The sequence below is a fragment of the Marinobacter sp. KM021 genome, from assembly GCF_050707965.1.
GTDB lineage: Bacteria > Pseudomonadota > Gammaproteobacteria > Pseudomonadales > Oleiphilaceae > Marinobacter > Marinobacter shengliensis.
In genome coordinates this window covers 1,398,710-1,415,519 of sequence record NZ_CP136129.1, presented here as the reverse complement: position 1 = coordinate 1,415,519, position 16,810 = coordinate 1,398,710, and the positions used below count along the sequence as shown (strand labels likewise).

Here is a 16,810-nt window from a genome sequence, read left to right as displayed (position 1 = left end):
ACCACAAAGATGAAAGCGCAAGCCGCATATTAACCCGGCAATCAAATACACCAAATCATGCTGCGTAGGCGATACGTGGATGCCGGAAATAAGAACGGATTCTTTGAGGGCGTAATTGCAATCGTCTCATGACCGAGCGAACACGCCTTTCCAGTTCGTCCTGATTACGCGCCGGCAAGCCCGTGCGAGCCTGATGTTTCAAATCACAATTCAAATACTCGTCAGGGTTCAACTCCGGGGCGTAGGCCGGCAAGAAGAACAGTTCGATTTGCTCTTTGCGGTCGCCAACCCAGGCGCTCACCTTTTTGCTGTGGTGTACGCGCAGGTTGTCGAGAATCAGGAACACCTTGCGGCCCTGAGCATCGCGAATCAGGCGACTCAGGAAGCGAATCAGCACTGGGGCTGTCAGCGTTTCCCGATACAGCATGAAGCGCAGTTTGCCCCGATTGGTCACGGTGGAAATCATGTTGGTGGAAAAACGACTGCCGCTGACCAGGCGCACCGGCGTTTCGCCAATAGGGGCGTAGCTGCGGCCAGCATGGCTGTCACTGCGCATACCGGTTTCGTCGCCCCACTGAATCTCACCATTCTCAGCCCTGGCCCGCTGTGCGATGCGTGGATATTCATTATCCAGCCAGTGCTGAACCACTTCAGGTTTCTGCTGATAAGCCCGATGCAGTGGGCGCTGCGGGGTGTAGCCCCAACGCTTGAGGTATTCACCAACCGTTCGAACCGGCATGAGAAAACCACAGCGCTGGCGGATCAGTTCTCGCACCGCATCACGCGTCCAGAGCGCAAAGCCGAGCTTGAGTTGGTCGGGCATCTTATCGGTCATCAAGGTGCGAATCAGCACTTCCTGGCTGGAGCTCAAACTGCGGCGATCACCCTGGCGCACACCACGCTGGCCGCCGGCAATGGCAGCCTTTTCGCCTTTATGTTCTGCGACCTGCGCCCAGTGAGCAATAGTGCGGGGGTGAACACCAACCGCTTCGCCAATAGCCTTGTAGGTGTAACCCTGCTCACGCATGCGTAGGGCCGTGGAGCGCTTTTCACGTTGTTCTTGGGGGCTGAGTTTACGGGCATCTATTTTCATGGAGACAGATTATCTAATATGCCCTATTTATTTGCCAGGTTAATAGCAATGGCGTTCTTTCTTAATGTGGGCTTTACCATCATCGAATTCATCGGCGGCTGGCTCACCAACAGCACGGCTATCATGGCCGATGCGGTGCACGATCTGGGTGACAGTCTGTCCATTGGCAGCGCCTGGCTCCTGAACCGGCTGGGACGTAAATCCGCCGACACCGAATTCACCTATGGCTACCGGCGGTTGTCCCTGTTCGGCGCCCTGATCAACGGCCTGGTATTGATTGCCGGATCGCTGTGGGTATTAAGCGAAGCAATTCCCCGACTGGCCAATCCAGTGATGCCCGTCACCGAGGGCATGTTAGCGCTGGCGATTCTGGGCGTCACCGTCAACGGTATTGCTGCTTATCGTCTTAGCAAGGGAAATACGCTGAACGAAAAGGTATTGAACTGGCATTTATTGGAAGATGTGCTGGGGTGGGTGGCAGTGCTGATTATCTCAATCGTTTTGCAGTTTGCCGACTGGCCTATTCTCGACCCATTGCTATCGGTGGGCTTTACTCTCTTTATTCTGTTTAATGTGTGTCGGAATCTTTGGGGAACCGGCAAGCTTTTCTTTCAGGCTGTTCCAGATAAGGCGCTTCACGAGGAGATCCGGCGAACACTAATTGGCATTGATGGCATCAGCGGAATTCATCACCAGCACCTCTGGTCCCTGGATGGTGAACAGCATGTACTGACGGCCCATATCGTAGTGGATCACGAGGGAGTTTTTGGTCCTGACGAATACTGCGCCATCAAACAATCCATTGCTATGGCGCTCGAACAATACCCGCTGGCTCACACCACAATTGAAATCGAGCTGACCGAAGAAGCTTGCCGGGATCAACCCGTGCCCAGCCAAACGGATCAGCACTAACAAGAGAACTTCGTATGTCCATACTTTCCACGCTCGGTTTGTTCATCATCACTGCTATTGCGGAAATAGTTGGCTGTTATCTTCCATACCTCTGGCTGAAGAAGTCGGCATCCGCATGGGTTTTGCTGCCGGCAGCGTTCAGCCTAGCGCTGTTTGCCTGGCTACTGTCTCTTCATCCAACCGCAGCGGGCCGGGTTTATGCGGCCTATGGCGGCGTCTATGTTTCGGTGGCCATACTGTGGTTGTGGGGTGTGGATGGGATTCGCCCGCATCTGTGGGATTTTGTAGGCGTGGCCATCACCTTGTTAGGGATGGGCATTATCATGTTTGCGCCGAGATGATTTCGATCCTGCGGATTTACTTTCCCTTTTTTAGGGATTCAGCGTTCAGCAACAAGCTCATTTTTTCCATCAGAATGATTGATGCGTTATTATTGAACTGCTGTCCTTCCTCAATGTACTCCCAAACGGTAGCATCACTTTTCCAGCCTCCTTGCTTTTTAATCAGTTCAAAGTCCACGCGCTCCCGTGCCGCCGAGGTAGAGAGGCCGCGACGAAAACTATGACTGCTTAAGTCGGGTGCAAAATCGAACTGGCAGGCCTTGCCCAAGGTTTTGAGAAGATCGTTTACCGCCCCTGGATTCAGCGCTCTTTCCTGAACATGGTCCCAGCGGTTGATGGGCCTGAAGAGGGGGCCCTCATTGATACCAGCTACTCTAATCCATGCTTCGATCGCTGTAGCCGGACAACAACTTTCAGCCCCAAAAGGTAAAGCACGAACCAACCCCGTTGATTGCTGATCGGTTTTGGAGCGAGGCAACCGAATGATCAGACCTTCCGGCTCCCAATTCACATCACTGGTTTGAATCGCAACCAGTTCGCTGCGGCGGAAAGCCCCAAAAAAGCCGGTTAATACCAGCGCAATGTCCCGGTGCTTTTTTTTGCTGTCTGGGAGTTGCCGCATGTGATTCACCATTTCGGCGATGTGCTCCAGACGCAGTGTCTTGGCTTTGCGCTTGGGCTGACCATGAGTGCGACGGATGCCTTCCATGGTTTTGCGGACCAACGGATCACTTATCGGATCAATGAGTCCTTGGTAATGGTGCCATTGGCTAATGGCGGTCAGGTGCAGATCCAGGGTCCGGGTGTTGAGCGATTCGGCTCTGCCCAGCAGGTACCGGACGACAGTATCCCGGTCTGTGGGCAGGCGACCACCCCATTTTTCAAATTGCCGAATGGCCGAACGGTAGGCTTTACGCGTGTTGTCGGACGTCGCTGCCTGGAGGTATTGCCGCAATGACTCGGATTCCTGGCCCTCAAGTCGATCCGAGACTTCCTGGGTATTACCCCGGTTAGCGACACCACTCTTGAGTTTCTCAAGTCTGCTTTGCGTGAGGCGGCCACCACCAAAGACGAGATCCCGGATATCATCAACGTGGGCCTGGAGTCGATGGCAAAGGCCCGGTACGAACTGCCAGCATTTGGTACCTTCGTGCGTGAGGCAAAAGCAGCGAGAGCACAGGTCAATCGTGAGTTGTTCGAGGCTGTATACCATGACCTGTCTGAAAGCGCCAAAACCCGTATTCAAGAGGTTCTGACGCCCACTACGAAAACGAGCCAATCCAAGAGCCTTTGGGACCTCATCAAGCAGGAGCCACGAAAGCCGACGGTCAGCAACGTGAAAGAGTTTGTAGACCACCTCCGCTGGTTGAGAACCTTTGACGATTGTCTGCCGAAAGACCTGATGCTACCCGCGCCCAAGCTCAAGCGCTTTGTCATTGAAGCTAGAGCCCTCAACGTCGCCAACATGAATGAGTTGGCCGAGCATAAGCGCTATGCCTTGGCGGCACTTTTCATTCGCGCCCAGACAGGAAAAGCCTCTGATGACATTGCCGACATTTTTATCCGTATCGTCCAGAATCTGATCAATCACGCCAATGAAGCCCTTAAACAGCATCAGCTCTCACAAACTCAGCAGGTTGACGCTCTAATCGCGGCATTACGGGATGTTATCCAGGCGTATCAGATTCCCGGTACCGAGATAGAGCGCCTCGACGCGATTGCCCAGGCATTTCAGGGAGAACCCGACGAACTTAAAAAGCGCTGTGACGAGCAGTTGGCCTATGCCAACAATAATTATCTGCCCTTTATGCTGTCACTCTACCGGAGCAAGCGGGCTCTGTTGTTCGATTGCGTTGCCCACATGGATTTACAATCGACGACTCAGGATCAATCGACGCTCGATGCTCTGGCCTTAATCATGGGGCATCGTCGTAGTCGTAAGCCGACTCTGGATGCCGTGAATGCCAAGGGCGAGCCGCTTGATCTGTCGTGGATACCCGATAAATGGTTAAAACTGGTCACTGGAAAAACGACCCGCAACAGAAACAACACGGAAGTGCATCGAAAATATTTCGAACTCTGCTTGTTAACAACGCTGGCCCAGGAGTTGAAGTCTGGCGACGTGGTGATCATGGGCAGTGATAAATATGGCGATTTTAGAGACCAGTTGGTGAGCTGGGAGGAGTATCACGAACAGATCGCCGAGTACGGTGAACTGGCCGGCATCATTACCGACCCCAAAGCGCTTATTGCCGAACTTAAACGTTGGTTGAGAAAGTCATCGAATGAAACCGATAAAAAATTTCCGGGCAATGATCAGGTCAGAATTGAAAAAGGTGAGTTGGTCATTCAGCGCGTTAAACGCAAACCCATTCCCGCCGCACTGGAAAGAATCAATCGTGCATTGGATGACCGGCTGTCGGAAACCAGCATCCTCGACGTATTAATTGATATGGAAAAATGGCTGGGATTAAGCAAGGGTTTCAAGCCATTATCGGGGCATGAAACCAAACTCACCGATCATCAGCGTCGCTTTATCGTTACCTTATTTTGTTTCGGCTGCAACCTGGGGCCCACACAAACCTCCCGTTCCATTGAGGGCATTAACCGTCGCCAGATTGCGTGGTTGAACCTGCGTCATTCGACAGAGGAGAAGATCGATGAGGCCATTACCAAGGTCATCAATGCCTACAATCGATTCTCCCTACCGAAGATTTGGGGTACCGGCAAGACGGCGTCAGCCGACGGCACCAAATGGGATCTTTACGAGCAAAATCTTTTGAGTGAACACCATTTGCGGTATTTGGGTACCGGTGGCCTCGGCTACTATCATTTGTCTGATACCTATATTGCGTTATTCAGCCACTTCATTCCCTGTGGTGTTTATGAGGCCGTGTATATCCTCGATGGATTATTGAAAAATCAGTCAGACATTCAGCCCGATACCATACATGGAGATACCCAATCCCAGAGTGAAGCGGTGTTCGGGCTCGCTTACCTGCTGGGCATCAAGCTGATGCCCAGGATTAGAGGCATTAAACATCTGAAGCTCTACCGGATCAGCAAAGAGGATCACTTTAAGCATATCGATACCTTGTTCAAGGACACCATAAAGTGGGAGCTGATCGAATCGTGTCTGCCCGATATGCTACGCATTGCGTTATCAGTGAAAGCCGGAAGAATCAACGCATCGACCATTCTGCGACGATTGGGAACCTATTCCAGAAAAAACAAGCTTTACCTGGCTTTGCGAGAGCTCGGTCGAGTCGTTCGGACCGTTTTCCTGCTGCAATACATTGCGGAGGCTGAAATCAGGGAAATGATCCAGGCCGCGACGTGCAAAAGTGAGGAATTTAACGATTTCTTGCAGTGGGTGATGTTTGGCAATGATGGCTTGATCGCGGAGAACGTTCGGCACGAACAGCAAAAAATCATCAAATATAATCATCTTGTCGCCAACATGATTATTCTTTACAACGTGGTGACAATGACAAAGGCGCTTGGGGAGTTGGCAGAAGAGGGCTATCCGATTGACCCCGAAGTGCTTGCCGGGACATCACCTTTTCGCAGGGGCAATATCAATCGTTTTGGAACGTACTCAATGAATATGGACCGGGAAGTCCCCAACATCGAGTTTAACATACCAATCCCAATACCAGACAAAGACACCGGGTTGATCATTAATTAATCTTGTGGCTGTTTATTTAAGGAATCGTTGCCGACCCTCTACTGGCGGCGGTCTTCATCCCCTCTGTCTTCCTGTCTGGACTCCAAGGCGAGTTCTACCGGCAGTTCGCGCTGACGATTGCTATCTCGTCCATCCTGTCAACGGTCAACGCTTTGACGTTGTCGCCAGCGCTGTCCGCCGTGCTGCTCAAACCTCATGATGACAAAACACGCCGCGACTGGCTGACTCGTGTCATCGACGGCATGTTCGGCTGGCTGTTCCGAGGCTTCAATCGCTTTTTCGACAGATCCTCGGATGCCTACACTGGAATGGTGCGACGCAGCATACGCTTTAGCGGCATTGTCCTGCTGCTCTATGTCGGCTTGGTGGGCCTGACTTGGGTGGGATTCACGCAAGTTCCCAACGGCTTTGTTCCCGCACAGGATAAATACTACCTTGTCGGCATTGCCCAATTGCCCACCGGTGCCTCGCTGGATCGTACCGAGGCCGTGGTCAAGGAAATGTCGCGGATTGCCATGGATGATCCTGGCGTAGAGACCGTGGTGGCCTTTCCTGGCTTGTCGGTGAACGGCCCCGTCAGCGTACCAAACTCGGCGCTGATGTTTGTCATGCTCAAGCCTTTCGAGGAGCGCCAAGATTCGTCCATGTCGGTGTACGCCGTTCAGGGTCGGCTGATGGGTCAATTCAGCCAGATTCCAGACGGTTTCGTGGGCGTTTTCCCACCTCCTCCCGTACCAGGCCTGGGGGCAATGGGTGGTTTCAAGCTGCAAATTCAGGATCGCGCCAACCTGGGCTCCGACATGCTGGCACAAGTTCAGGGCGAAATCATGGGCAAAGCGATGCAGACGCCGGAGCTGGCCCATATGCTGGCCAGCTTTCAGACCAATGCGCCTCAGTTGCAGGTAGACATCGACCGTGTGAAGGCCAAGACACAGGGCGTAGCGCTCACCGACATCTTCGAGACGCTACAGGTGAACCTCGGCTCCCTTTACGTGAACGACTTCAACCGCTTTGGGCGTTCCTATCGTGTCATGGCGCAGGCCGATGCACCGTTTCGTATGCAAGCAGAGGATATCGGTCAGCTCCAGGTGCGCAATGCAGCGGGGGAGATGATTCCGTTGAGCACTCTGATCCAGATCAAGCGCGACTCTGGCCCGGATCGGGTGATGCACTACAACAGCTTTCCATCGGCTGACATCAGCGGCGGCCCGGCACCCGGCTACTCATCGGGTCAGGCCTCCGACGCCATCGAGCAGATCGTGCGCGACACGCTGCCGCCAGGCATGACCTATGAATGGACCGACCTGACCTACCAGGAAAAGGCGGCGGGCAACACGGCAATGTACGTCTTCCCGCTGGCTGTGCTGCTGGCCTTCCTGGCCCTGGCTGCGCAGTACAACAGTTGGTCGCTGCCGTTCGCGGTGCTGCTGATCGCACCGATGGCATTGCTGTCCGCCATCGTGGGCGTGTGGCTCTCGGGGGGGGACAACAACATCTTCACGCAAATCGGATTCGTGGTGCTGGTGGGGCTGGCCGCCAAGAACGCCATCCTAATCGTCGAGTTCGCCCGCTCCAAGGAGGATGACGGCGTCGATCCGCTGGCGGCTGTGCTCGAAGCTGCACGCCTGCGTCTGCGTCCGATCCTGATGACATCGCTCGCCTTTATCGCCGGCGTGGTTCCCCTGGTGCTGGCCTCCGGTGCCGGTGCGGAAATGCGTCACGCCATGGGCGTCGCCGTGTTCGCCGGCATGCTGGGGGTGACGCTATTTGGCTTGGTGCTGACGCCAGTGTTCTATGTCGTCGTGCGCAAGCTCGTTTTGCGCAAAGAGAAGCGCAAGGGGCAACAAGCAGCGATCGAGACGCATGCGTGAAAGTCTGGAGAACACTATGAAAACATCTATTGAAGTCCCAGGCGCATTGAAGAAACTGTCGCTCATTGCACTGGCCGTAGCCCTAGCAGGCTGCTCCCTGTCGCCCAGGTACGAACGTCCCCAGGCGCCGATCGCTGCCAGCTATCCCACGGGATCAGCCTACGAACAGGCCACGCCAGCCGACGCCGATCAGGTGCTCGCGGCAGATATCGGCTGGCGCGACTTCTTTCGTGACCCGCTGTTGCAGCAGCTGATAGCGCTCTCGCTGGAGAGCAACAGGGATCTGCAAAAGGCCGCCCTGAACGTGGAGGCGGCGCGCGCAATGTATCGCATACAGCGCGCCGATCTACTGCCAAGCCTGGACGCCGCCGGCGGCAGTGTGGCCGAACGGCTGCCCGCTGACATCAGTCCCACAGGAACCACCCAAATCAACCGCCGCTACGACGTGGCCGGGGTGGCGACAGCGTGGGAACTGGATCTATGGGGCCGCATCCGCAACCTCAGCGACCGAGCCTTGGCATCCTATCTGGCTCTCGATGAAACCCGCGTCGCCGCACAGATGAGCCTGGTATCCGAGGTAGCCATCGCCTATCTCACGTTGCGCGCGGATCAGGCGCTACTGACTCTGACCAGCGATACCCTGGCCACACAGAAGCGCTCATACGAACTGACGGCTCAATTGGTGGAAGCAGGCAGCGCCACGCAACTCGACCTGCGCCTCGCGGAGATTTCACTGCGTACCGCCGAGGCCAACCATGCGGTTTATACCCGACAGGCAGCCAGCGACCGCAATGCCCTGGTATTGCTGTTAGGCCAACCGCTGACGGCGGAACTGTCGCAGCAACTGGATGCGGCCACAACGCTGCCTGATGGCATCGTGCCAACCAGCCTGCCGAGCGGACTGCCTTCGGAGTTGCTCGTGCGCCGACCGGATATCCGCGCCGTCGAGCAGATGCTGCTTGGTGCCAACGCCAATATCGGCGCGGCGCGAGCCGCTTTCTTTCCGACAATTAGCCTCACGGGTTCGGCAGGCACGGCCAGCGCTTCGCTCGATGGCCTGTTCGATTCGGGCTCGCGGGCCTGGAGCTTCCTGCCGCAGATCACGCTGCCCATCTTCCGCGGCGGCGCGTTGCGCGCCAATCTGGACGTGGCGCAGGTGCAAAAGCGCATCGAGATCGCCAACTACGAAAAGGCCATCCAGGTGGCCTTCAGCGAGGTCGCCGATGGGCTGGCGGGCAAGCGCACGCTCGATGATCAGATCCGCTCGGAGCAGCTATTGGTGGCAGCCAGCCAGAGCGCCTACGAATTGGCCGAACAGCGCTTCAAGGAAGGCATGGATGACAATCTCACCTTGCTCGACGCGCAGCGCACGCTGTACGGCACGCAGCAGACTTTGGTGCGCACGCGTCTGGCGCGGCTGAATAACCTCATCAACCTCTACAAGGCGCTGGGCGGCGGCTGGACTGAGCACTCGGTGCAGTCGGGTATCGGCGTTAAGCAGTCCACCAAGTCGCCGGGATGAGGATCGGCGAACTTGCGCGCTTGACGGGCACCCCCCCGGAGAACATTCGGTTCTACGAGCGGGAGGGCCTGTTGCAAGCCCCGGAGCGGTCACGCAACAACTATCGGCGCTATGGCCCGGCGCATGTCGAACGGCTTCACCTGATTCGCAACTACCGTGCGTCGGGCATCGGCTTGGATGACGTGCGCCGTCTGCTGGGTTGGGCACATGAGGGGTTCCTGGAACCCGAACTGCTAAGGCAGGCTGTCCAAGGCCATCTCGCCTGTGTCGAGGAACGCATGGAGCAACTGATCCAGGTGAAAGAGCACCTGCTCGGATTGGCCTTGCACGGTGCGGCTTCCGAGGATGGACCGGCTCTCGATGGCTCGTGAGCATCGCATGGTCGTATAACTGAATATATATTCATGTGTGTAATATTTCCGGCCAGAAAACGAATAAGAAAGACGCCATGACCGACCAGAGCATCACACGCCGAAACATCGGCGTTCTCACCGCCGCGCAGGCGCTCGGCGGCGCCAGCGCGCCCATCGTGATGTCGCTGGGTGGGCTGGTCGGCCAGCAGCTTGCCAACGATTCGGCCTGGATCACGTTGCCCGTGAGCCTGTTTGGCCTGGGTCTTGCCATCGGCACCTTGCCCGCAGCGTTCATCATGCGACGCCATGGCCGCCGTAACGGGTACGTGGTCGGGGTCGGCTTCGGCGTAGCCTCGGGCCTGATCGCCGCGCTGGGCATCATGCTGGCTTCGTTCTGGATCTTCTGCGCCGGCACCTTCCTGGCCGGCTTCTACGGCGCGTATGTGCAGAGCTACCGCTTCGCAGCCGCCGACACCGCCGAGGACACGCTCAAGGCCAAGGCCATTTCCTGGGTCATGGTGGGCGGCCTCGCGGGCGCCATCATCGGGCCGCAGTTGGTGATCTTCACACGCGACGCGGTAGCGGGCACGCCCTACGTCGGCAGCTTCCTCAGCCAGGCGCTGCTGCCGCTGATCGCCTTGCCGATCCTGCTGATGTTGCGCACGCCGCGCCAGACCCAGGCCGAAGCAGTCGCCGATAGCGGTCGGACGGTGCTGCAGCTCTTGGCGATGCCGCGCTATCTGCTGGCGGTGGCTGCGGGCGTGGTGTCCTATGGGGTGATGGCGTTCGTGATGACGGCCGCACCTGTAGCGATGGTCAACCATGGACATTCGGTGGACAACGCCGCCCTGGGCATCCAGTGGCACCTGCTGGCGATGTTCGGGCCGAGCTTCTTCACCGGACGACTGATGGTGCGCTACGGCAAGGAGCGCGTGACCGCCGTCGGCATGGTACTGCTCGCCGCCTCCGGGGTGGTGGCCCTGGGCGGGCTCGGCCTGCCCCACTTCTGGGGCTCGCTGGCGCTGCTGGGCATCGGCTGGAATTTCAGTTTCATCGGCGCGACGGCGATGGTCACCGACTGCCACACTCCGGCCGAGCGCAGCAAGGCGCAGGGCATGAACGACTTCTTCGTTTTCGCTGCCACAGCCGCCGTGTCGTTCCTCGCGGGCTCGATCCTGCACAGCTCGGGCTGGCAGGCGGTCAACTGGATGATCTTCCCGGCCCTGGCGTTGATCTTGGTGCCGCTGCTGTGGCAGGCCGCGCGAGAGCCGGTGCGACCAAGTCCGGGCTGATCGGGCCGATGCGAGAGGCGTTCCGTCTAGCGGCCGCCTCAGGCGCTAGATCACCTGCTTCCACCGCTGCAGCTTCGACAGCGCGTCGTCGTAGGCGGTGGAAGTGAAGGACTGGATCTTGCGCCGAGGGTCTTCATCGGCATCAACGGCGAAATGAGGGGCTTGACCTTCCAACAATGGGAAGCCCTACAGTGACTCCATCAACCTCATTCAAGGAGCTTTTCATGAGAGTCAACAAGTTCAGCCTGTTGTTCATTGCGGGCGCCGTCGTGGTCGCCGTCGGCCTGATGGCCGTCCAGAAGAAGGTGGTCGTCCCGTCGGGTGAAGCGATGCAGGCCAGTGCGGGCGGAGGTCACCAAGGGCACGCGATGCCCTCCAGCGCCTCGGCCAATGACAGTCCTTCCACGACCGCGTATCGCGCCGTGAACGACCAGATGCACGCCGGGATGGGAGCGCAGTTCACTGGCAACGCCGACGTCGATTTCATGCGTGGCATGATCCCGCACCACCAGGGCGCGATCGACATGGCCAAGGTGGCGCTGCAGTACGGCAAGGACCCGGAGGTTCACAAGCTGGCCCAGGAGGTCATCACCGTGCAGGAAGGCGAGATCGCCATGATGAACAAGTGGCTGGGCGAAAACGGCCAGCAGGCGGCGGCCGGCAGCTCGGGCGATGCCTCGACGGCCGCCTACCGTGCCGGCAACGACCGCATGCACGCGGACATGATGATTGATTTCAGCGGCGATGCCGATGTGGACTTCATGCGCGGCATGATCCCGCACCACCAGGGCGCGATCGACATGGCCAAGGTGGTGTTGCAGTACGGCAAGGATCCGGAGGTCCGCAAGTTGGCTCAGGAGGTCATCTCCGCGCAGGAAGGCGAGATCGCCATGATGAAGAGTTGGCTTGTCGCTCGGGGCAAGTGAAGGCACGACCATGAACCAAGCCAACACCCCGCGCATCCTCATCTATAGCACTCCAACTTGCCCGGACTGCCGGGCGCTAAAGGAGTGGTTGTCCCAGCAGGGCATCGCGTTTGAAGAGCGCGACCTGACCGACCCGAAGATTTCCGCGGAGGCCAAGTCACGAACCGGCGTGCGCGTGGCCCCGATCACGATCATCGGCAACGAGGTCTTCTATGGCACCTTCGCGAGCCAGAAACCGGGGTTGATGAAGGCGCTTGGCCTTCAGTGAGCCGCTGAAGGACGACCGTGGTCACGGGCGGAGCCGCCGGCTCGGACTCCGGTCGGACCCTGTAAGCGCTGTTGCGGACACGCCGGAACGACCGTGGATCATTCTTCAGCCGAGAACGCTCCGCGCTTTCGCCCCCCCCCCCGTCGTTGACATCACGAGAAGAAACCTCAGGCGATCAGCATCTTCAACTACCTCTCTGGCTCTTCCTCGGAAGGCTGCTATTTGAGCGACAGGTATGGATTGTTCGGGGGAACGGTATCAAATATGTGCGACGGATCTTCGAGCAAGTAGCCATGCAATCGACGGGATTTTCGCGGCCCCATGACTTCGCATGTCCAGATATTCAAACCCGACGGCTGTTTCCTGTGAAGTCCGAGTTTTTCAAAGCGCTTCTGTATCCATTGCCAGTCCTGCACCTTGTCCTGCTTGGCGAGCGCCGAGATGCTGGGATGCTCCTGGGCGTAGCGCTGAAACAGGCCAGGGCTGACCAGATAAACCGTATCCGCCACGGTATGCACGAGTGCTTTCGCATCGTTGATGATGAGGCGACGGGACTGGATGCCTTGGCGGAGCCAGACGATGAAGTGCTCGCCGGATGGCACCGCGCAGTCAGGAGCTTCAGGCAAGTTCTTTGGTGGCCTGATTTCGGTATTCGTGGGCAGCTCGGCAGAAGTTGTCGGCGGGCCACTGTTGCGCTGAGCAGCGGGCTCGGGCTCTACGCCGGTCTCCTGAGCGGGTTGTCCGAACAGGGACAACAGATCGTCCACCGCGTCCGCAGGAGGTTCCCCTTCCGGCTGGGGCAAAGTCGTGTTGGCTGACGCAGGTGTGGGAGGCGACTGTCCGGCAGCAAGAGCCATGTTGTCGGCACAGGTTTCGATGCTGCCGGTGGCTTCATCCGAACTGCCTGCGGGCTGTTCGGCGGTTCCCGTTTCAGAAGTCGCTTCCACCGTCACCGTTCCGGCGAAGGGAGCGGGACGCTCATCCGGCTGCCAGATCAATGCTGGTGACATCCGTAGCAGCGTAAAACTGTGCGACCAGCCAGCCTCGCTGTTGACCGTGGCACGCCAAATGGCCTTGCCGTCCGGGGCCGGCTGCAGCATGCCGTGATCCTGCAACACGTTGAAGACGGCCGTGTTGTTCGAGGGGATGCCATCGATGCCTTGTGACAGTAGATGTGCGCGCAGCTTGTCCGAGACGGTCTTGCTCACCAGCCACAAGGCATCCTGTGTCAGCCAGCCGTCCGATGCCTGGGGCTGGTTCAGCTTCAACTCCTCCTTCAGCAAATACCGAAGTCCATCGATGAGCTTGCGCTGCAGGGCATGCTTGGGCGCGGCCATGGCGCGGCTGGGATCGCCCCCCAGCTCCTGAGCCACGGATGCACGATCCGCCTGAACGACGAGCTCGCCCAGCACGCCCGCATGCTCATACTGACCGGCCAGCACATAGAGCAGCGGTGCCCATAGCGCTGGGTAGCTGCTGAGCCAGTCGAGGATGCCGGCATCGAGTAACTGATGGTAGAGCAAGCCGGTGGCTGCGCCATGCAGGCGATACTCTCGGTCGTCCCTGTAGCGGAAGCGATAGGGGTGCAGCAGCGGCCCGTGCCAGGGGTGCCAGACGCGGCCGTCCTCGTACTCGACGTGGAGATCTACCGCGATCTTGCCGATGTCGTGGAGTAACGCAGCATAGGCCGTGGCCGCCGTCCAGGCCTCGGCCTGGGCGGCCTGGTCTTCCGGTGTTGCGCCAGCCGGCAGCAGATGCGATTGCCGCAGCTTGAGCGCGAAGGCGACGATCTCCAGCCCATGGTCGAGCATGCCGCCGAGGTAAGCATGGTGGTGGCTTTCCGACGCCGGGAACATCTGCACCAGTTCGGCATAGCGCTCCAGTGGCACACGGTACAGGGAGGTGAACTGCTTGCGCGAAAGCGAGGTGCGCTGCCAGATGTGCTCCATCAGCTTTCGCCGACGCGGCGTCGCCAGCAAGGACGCGGCCGATTCCGGCCGCGTCAGCCCTTTCGGTGGTGTCGCCGGTGCCGGCTCCGGCAATGGCGGCCGTTTTCGTTGGAACAGAGCGAGCATCGCCGTGACCTGAAATGAGAGCGGGACAGGGCCTTTTCCTTTTCCAGATAGGGCCTTTCCCCTTGCGCCCCATTCCCTTGCCCTTTCCGCCCTTGACCCTTGTTCAAAGCCTTTACATATAGGCGGTAACCAGGTGCCAGACGACAAAGAAACGGATGTTGGGGCAGTCCCCTTTTCCAGGTGGAGCCAGGTGAGGTGGCTCAGCCGCCGGAGGCGGTTACGGCCAGGCCGGCGTCAAGAGCATCGGCCTGCGCGATGAAGTCTTTCGGGCGGCGCTTCTGGAATGTGCTCAGGTTGGCGAACTTCCAGCGCAGTGCGGGCAACTGGTCGGCATGCGGGCATTGCAGCAGTGACCAGTCGGGTTGCGCGCGGGTCAGCCCGCTCAGGAACTGCCGGTGGGCATCGCTGAGTCGTCTCGGTAGCTCATGGCGGAGCCGGGCACGGGTATCGAGCAGGACGTCCAGCGGACAAGCCACCTCGGTCATGCCGACGAAGGCGCGCTCATACTCGCCGGTGATGTCCTTGTCGTTGCCGAACAGCACTTCGTGGGTCGGTCGGTTGTGTCCCGCCAGATAGACCACGAAACACTCGACCATCGCATCGGTCAGGCCACCGCTCTCGAACAACTGCCAGACGTCGAACAGATCCCGAGGGTGCTGGCGATCCAGGGCGGCGACCAGCTTGCTGGCATAAAGCTCGTCCGGAACCAGGGTCGGCACATCGAACTCGACGCCGAACAGATCGCTGGTGCGAGCGCTCAGCGGACTGCGTGTGGCGGGTAGCACGGTGCCGCGAAACACCACATTGACCTCGACCTTCACCTGGCTGCTCTCGTTCTCCGCGATCAGCTTGGTATCCCCGAGATCCTTGCTGCGGATCAGGCGTGTCTGCACGCCGAGGGGTTCGACGCGCTGCGCGATGGCGGCCAGCTCCTGGTTGATGGCCTGCAAGGCCTCGTCTCGCGGCGTCTGCCAAGGCAGGTAGACCACGTCGATGTCCACGGACAGGCGGGGCATGTCCCGCAGGAACAGGTTGATGGCGGTGCCGCCCTTCATGGCGAAGATGTCGTTGTCGAACACGTCGGGAGCGATGTTCAGCAACAGGCGAACGGTGTCGGCGTAGTGTTTATCCATGCGGGTTCAGGCTCAGCAAGGTGCCGTCATCGAGGCGGCTCATCCAGCGCTTGTTGCTGCCGGTACGTACCGGGTACTGCTCCAGCAGCGCATCGACGTCGACGACGCCAGTTTCCCGAGCCCAGGTCAGGAACAGGCGCACGGCCTTGACGCTGGTACAGCAGGCCAGCAGGCGTCCGAGTACATCCTTGCGTGGCGATCGCAGGCCGTCGAACAGATTACGGGCCTCTTCGAGGCTTTCCCGCGGGCCGGTCTCGTAGAGCAACTCCAGAACCGCGCGCTCCGGCACCGCCACCCGCAGGCCTGCTGCCTGCCCCGGCGGCGTGTGCAGGGTCTTGCCGGGGAGCGTATCGTCGGGCCAGTCGAACAGCTTGGCGTTGACGTACCGCGCCGGGAACCGCTGGGTGAACCAGGCTGGCAGCGCAAAGCGGGCGTCACCCCAGAGCACCAAGGTCTCCCGGGAAGCCAGGTTGTGCCGTACCCCCTGCAGTGCCAAGGCGCTCTTGCCCCCCACATGCAGGCCGGCGACCCTCTCCTGCAGGAACCGCAGGGCGCCGCTGACGTCGAAGTCGTCATTCGGGAAGGCATAGACGCCATGCGCCAGACGCACCAACCAGCCGCTTTCCGCGTAGCGGGCGGCCAGTTGGGGCGACACGCCGTAGGATTCGAGCATGGCGAGGTCGAACGGGGCTCCACGAGGAAGCTCCGTCAGCAGCCGCTTGATTACTTGATGCCGCGTATTTACACTCATAGGCTAAATATACGTCACAATCTAATCAATCACCACTCAGAAACAGAACAATGCTTGAAAATTAGCCTCATGATTGAATTTGGTGTATAAATCTAATCATGGATGGCCTCGGATGGCCGAAATCCCGCAGCAGACATGCCGCATTGCTGGCCGCACCGTGGTGGCCACCGGCGCACACTGGAGCAACCATGTAACGCAGACAAGCAGGTGACGATCATGAACACTAGACCCCGTAGCAGTACCGCAGAACGCTTCGGCCGCTGGCTCGGCCGTGGCTGGCGGGGCTACGTGCGTCGCGAACGGCGGGCGGTCGCGTGGCTGGCCTCCGTCGGCGTGCCGAGCGGCGCCGCGACCGCGCTGGTGTGGATCGTCAAGCTCGCCGTGCTGGGGGTGCTGCTCTATGCGGCCTTCTGGCTTGCGCTGCTGCTGGTGTTCGTCACCGCGGCTGCCTGGGCCTCGGCGGCAAACTCCCCGGACGAAGACGCCTGGCCTTTCACCGATATGGACGAGCTTCGCAACACGCCGGGATACGACCCGAACCTCTACAACGACCACACCCACGTCGATTACAAGGACGATTGAGGT

At 58.9% G+C, this 16,810-nt stretch carries 15 protein-coding genes and 1 pseudogene; 10 read left to right on the top strand and 6 right to left on the bottom strand.

Annotated features, from left to right (window positions below):
• Positions 1–55 precede the first annotated feature (55 nt).
• Positions 56–1,093 carry an IS630-like element ISPa47 family transposase gene (locus RVM24_RS06635; RefSeq protein ID WP_228247432.1) on the bottom strand — a complete coding sequence of 346 codons (1,038 nt, stop codon included), beginning with the start codon at positions 1,091–1,093 and terminating at the stop codon, positions 56–58.
• A gap of 48 nt (positions 1,094–1,141) precedes the next feature.
• Between RVM24_RS06635 and RVM24_RS06630 the strand changes: the two genes are divergently transcribed.
• Positions 1,142–2,005 carry a cation diffusion facilitator family transporter gene (locus RVM24_RS06630; protein WP_431475147.1) on the top strand — a complete coding sequence of 288 codons (864 nt, stop codon included), beginning with the start codon at positions 1,142–1,144 and terminating at the stop codon, positions 2,003–2,005.
• 14 nt (positions 2,006–2,019) lie between these two features.
• Entirely contained in the window at positions 2,020–2,346 is a 327-nt protein-coding gene (locus tag RVM24_RS06625) for a YnfA family protein (protein ID WP_020743634.1), read from the top strand.
• 16 nt (positions 2,347–2,362) lie between these two features.
• Here RVM24_RS06625 and RVM24_RS06620 read toward each other — a convergent pair whose 3' ends face one another.
• Entirely contained in the window at positions 2,363–3,301 is a 939-nt protein-coding gene (locus tag RVM24_RS06620; protein WP_228247770.1) for a site-specific integrase, read from the bottom strand.
• A gap of 12 nt (positions 3,302–3,313) precedes the next feature.
• Here RVM24_RS06620 and RVM24_RS06615 point away from each other — a divergent pair, with 12 nt between their 5' ends.
• The 5 genes and pseudogenes from RVM24_RS06615 (at position 3,314) to RVM24_RS06595 (ending at position 11,072) form a co-directional block, all read left to right on the top strand.
• Positions 3,314–6,034, top strand: a complete 2,721-nt coding sequence (locus RVM24_RS06615; RefSeq protein WP_431475394.1) for a Tn3 family transposase — start codon at positions 3,314–3,316, stop codon at positions 6,032–6,034.
• A 38-nt stretch (positions 6,035–6,072) separates the two neighbouring features.
• Positions 6,073–7,905 (top strand): annotated as a pseudogene (locus RVM24_RS06610) (efflux RND transporter permease subunit); the annotation flags it as partial.
• Positions 7,906–7,921: 16 nt separating this feature from the next.
• Positions 7,922–9,427: an efflux transporter outer membrane subunit gene (locus RVM24_RS06605; RefSeq protein WP_106763566.1), complete on the top strand. Its 1,506-nt coding sequence runs from the start codon at positions 7,922–7,924 to the stop codon at positions 9,425–9,427.
• Positions 9,424–9,798, top strand: coding sequence for a MerR family transcriptional regulator (locus RVM24_RS06600; protein ID WP_106763563.1), 375 nt, complete (start codon positions 9,424–9,426; stop codon positions 9,796–9,798). Before RVM24_RS06605 ends, RVM24_RS06600 begins: the two co-directional genes overlap by 4 nt.
• A 77-nt stretch (positions 9,799–9,875) precedes the next feature.
• Positions 9,876–11,072, top strand: coding sequence for an MFS transporter (locus tag RVM24_RS06595; protein WP_106763560.1), 1,197 nt, complete (start codon positions 9,876–9,878; stop codon positions 11,070–11,072).
• A gap of 45 nt (positions 11,073–11,117) precedes the next feature.
• Here RVM24_RS06595 and RVM24_RS06590 read toward each other — a convergent pair whose 3' ends face one another.
• Positions 11,118–11,246: a hypothetical protein gene (locus RVM24_RS06590; RefSeq protein ID WP_272999150.1), complete on the bottom strand. Its 129-nt coding sequence runs from the start codon at positions 11,244–11,246 to the stop codon at positions 11,118–11,120.
• A 50-nt stretch (positions 11,247–11,296) separates the two neighbouring features.
• On the opposite strand from RVM24_RS06590, the gene copM reads away from it, so the two are divergent.
• Both copM and RVM24_RS06580 read left to right on the top strand, forming a co-directional pair.
• Entirely contained in the window at positions 11,297–11,998 is a 702-nt protein-coding gene (copM, locus tag RVM24_RS06585) for a CopM family metallochaperone (protein WP_106763558.1), read from the top strand.
• Positions 11,999–12,008: 10 nt separating this feature from the next.
• Positions 12,009–12,266: a glutaredoxin family protein gene (locus tag RVM24_RS06580; protein ID WP_106763555.1), complete on the top strand. Its 258-nt coding sequence runs from the start codon at positions 12,009–12,011 to the stop codon at positions 12,264–12,266.
• A gap of 218 nt (positions 12,267–12,484) precedes the next feature.
• Here RVM24_RS06580 and mobH read toward each other — a convergent pair whose 3' ends face one another.
• From mobH to RVM24_RS06565, 3 genes are all read right to left on the bottom strand, one after another.
• The gene (mobH, locus tag RVM24_RS06575) at positions 12,485–14,341 is read right to left on the bottom strand and encodes a MobH family relaxase (protein WP_106763553.1); all 1,857 of its coding nucleotides are present in this window, start codon (positions 14,339–14,341) and stop codon (positions 12,485–12,487) included.
• Positions 14,342–14,541: 200 nt separating this feature from the next.
• Complete coding sequence (locus RVM24_RS06570; RefSeq protein WP_106763550.1) at positions 14,542–15,474, bottom strand: nucleotidyl transferase AbiEii/AbiGii toxin family protein; 933 nt, start codon at positions 15,472–15,474, stop codon at positions 14,542–14,544.
• Entirely contained in the window at positions 15,467–16,225 is a 759-nt protein-coding gene (locus RVM24_RS06565; RefSeq protein WP_106763547.1) for a type IV toxin-antitoxin system AbiEi family antitoxin domain-containing protein, read from the bottom strand. Before RVM24_RS06565 ends, RVM24_RS06570 begins: the two co-directional genes overlap by 8 nt.
• A gap of 216 nt (positions 16,226–16,441) precedes the next feature.
• Here RVM24_RS06565 and RVM24_RS06560 point away from each other — a divergent pair, with 216 nt between their 5' ends.
• The gene (locus RVM24_RS06560) at positions 16,442–16,807 is read left to right on the top strand and encodes a DUF3742 family protein (RefSeq protein ID WP_106763544.1); all 366 of its coding nucleotides are present in this window, start codon (positions 16,442–16,444) and stop codon (positions 16,805–16,807) included.
• Positions 16,808–16,810 lie beyond the last annotated feature (3 nt).

Excerpts from the sequence above, each read along its gene's own strand:
- RVM24_RS06565 (WP_106763547.1), bottom strand. The coding sequence starts at position 16,225 with ATGAGTGTAAATACGCGGCATCAAGTAATCAAGCGGCTGCTGACGGAG.
- RVM24_RS06570 (WP_106763550.1), bottom strand. The coding sequence starts at position 15,474 with ATGGATAAACACTACGCCGACACCGTTCGCCTGTTGCTGAACATCGCT.
- RVM24_RS06600 (WP_106763563.1), top strand. The coding sequence starts at position 9,424 with ATGAGGATCGGCGAACTTGCGCGCTTGACGGGCACCCCCCCGGAGAAC.
- RVM24_RS06625 (WP_020743634.1), top strand. The coding sequence starts at position 2,020 with ATGTCCATACTTTCCACGCTCGGTTTGTTCATCATCACTGCTATTGCG.
- RVM24_RS06635 (WP_228247432.1), bottom strand. The coding sequence starts at position 1,093 with ATGAAAATAGATGCCCGTAAACTCAGCCCCCAAGAACAACGTGAAAAG.
- RVM24_RS06560 (WP_106763544.1), top strand. The coding sequence starts at position 16,442 with ATGAACACTAGACCCCGTAGCAGTACCGCAGAACGCTTCGGCCGCTGG.
- RVM24_RS06580 (WP_106763555.1), top strand. The coding sequence starts at position 12,009 with ATGAACCAAGCCAACACCCCGCGCATCCTCATCTATAGCACTCCAACT.
- RVM24_RS06605 (WP_106763566.1), top strand. The coding sequence starts at position 7,922 with ATGAAAACATCTATTGAAGTCCCAGGCGCATTGAAGAAACTGTCGCTC.
- RVM24_RS06595 (WP_106763560.1), top strand. The coding sequence starts at position 9,876 with ATGACCGACCAGAGCATCACACGCCGAAACATCGGCGTTCTCACCGCC.
- RVM24_RS06630 (WP_431475147.1), top strand. The coding sequence starts at position 1,142 with ATGGCGTTCTTTCTTAATGTGGGCTTTACCATCATCGAATTCATCGGC.
- mobH (WP_106763553.1), bottom strand. The coding sequence starts at position 14,341 with ATGCTCGCTCTGTTCCAACGAAAACGGCCGCCATTGCCGGAGCCGGCA.
- copM (WP_106763558.1), top strand. The coding sequence starts at position 11,297 with ATGAGAGTCAACAAGTTCAGCCTGTTGTTCATTGCGGGCGCCGTCGTG.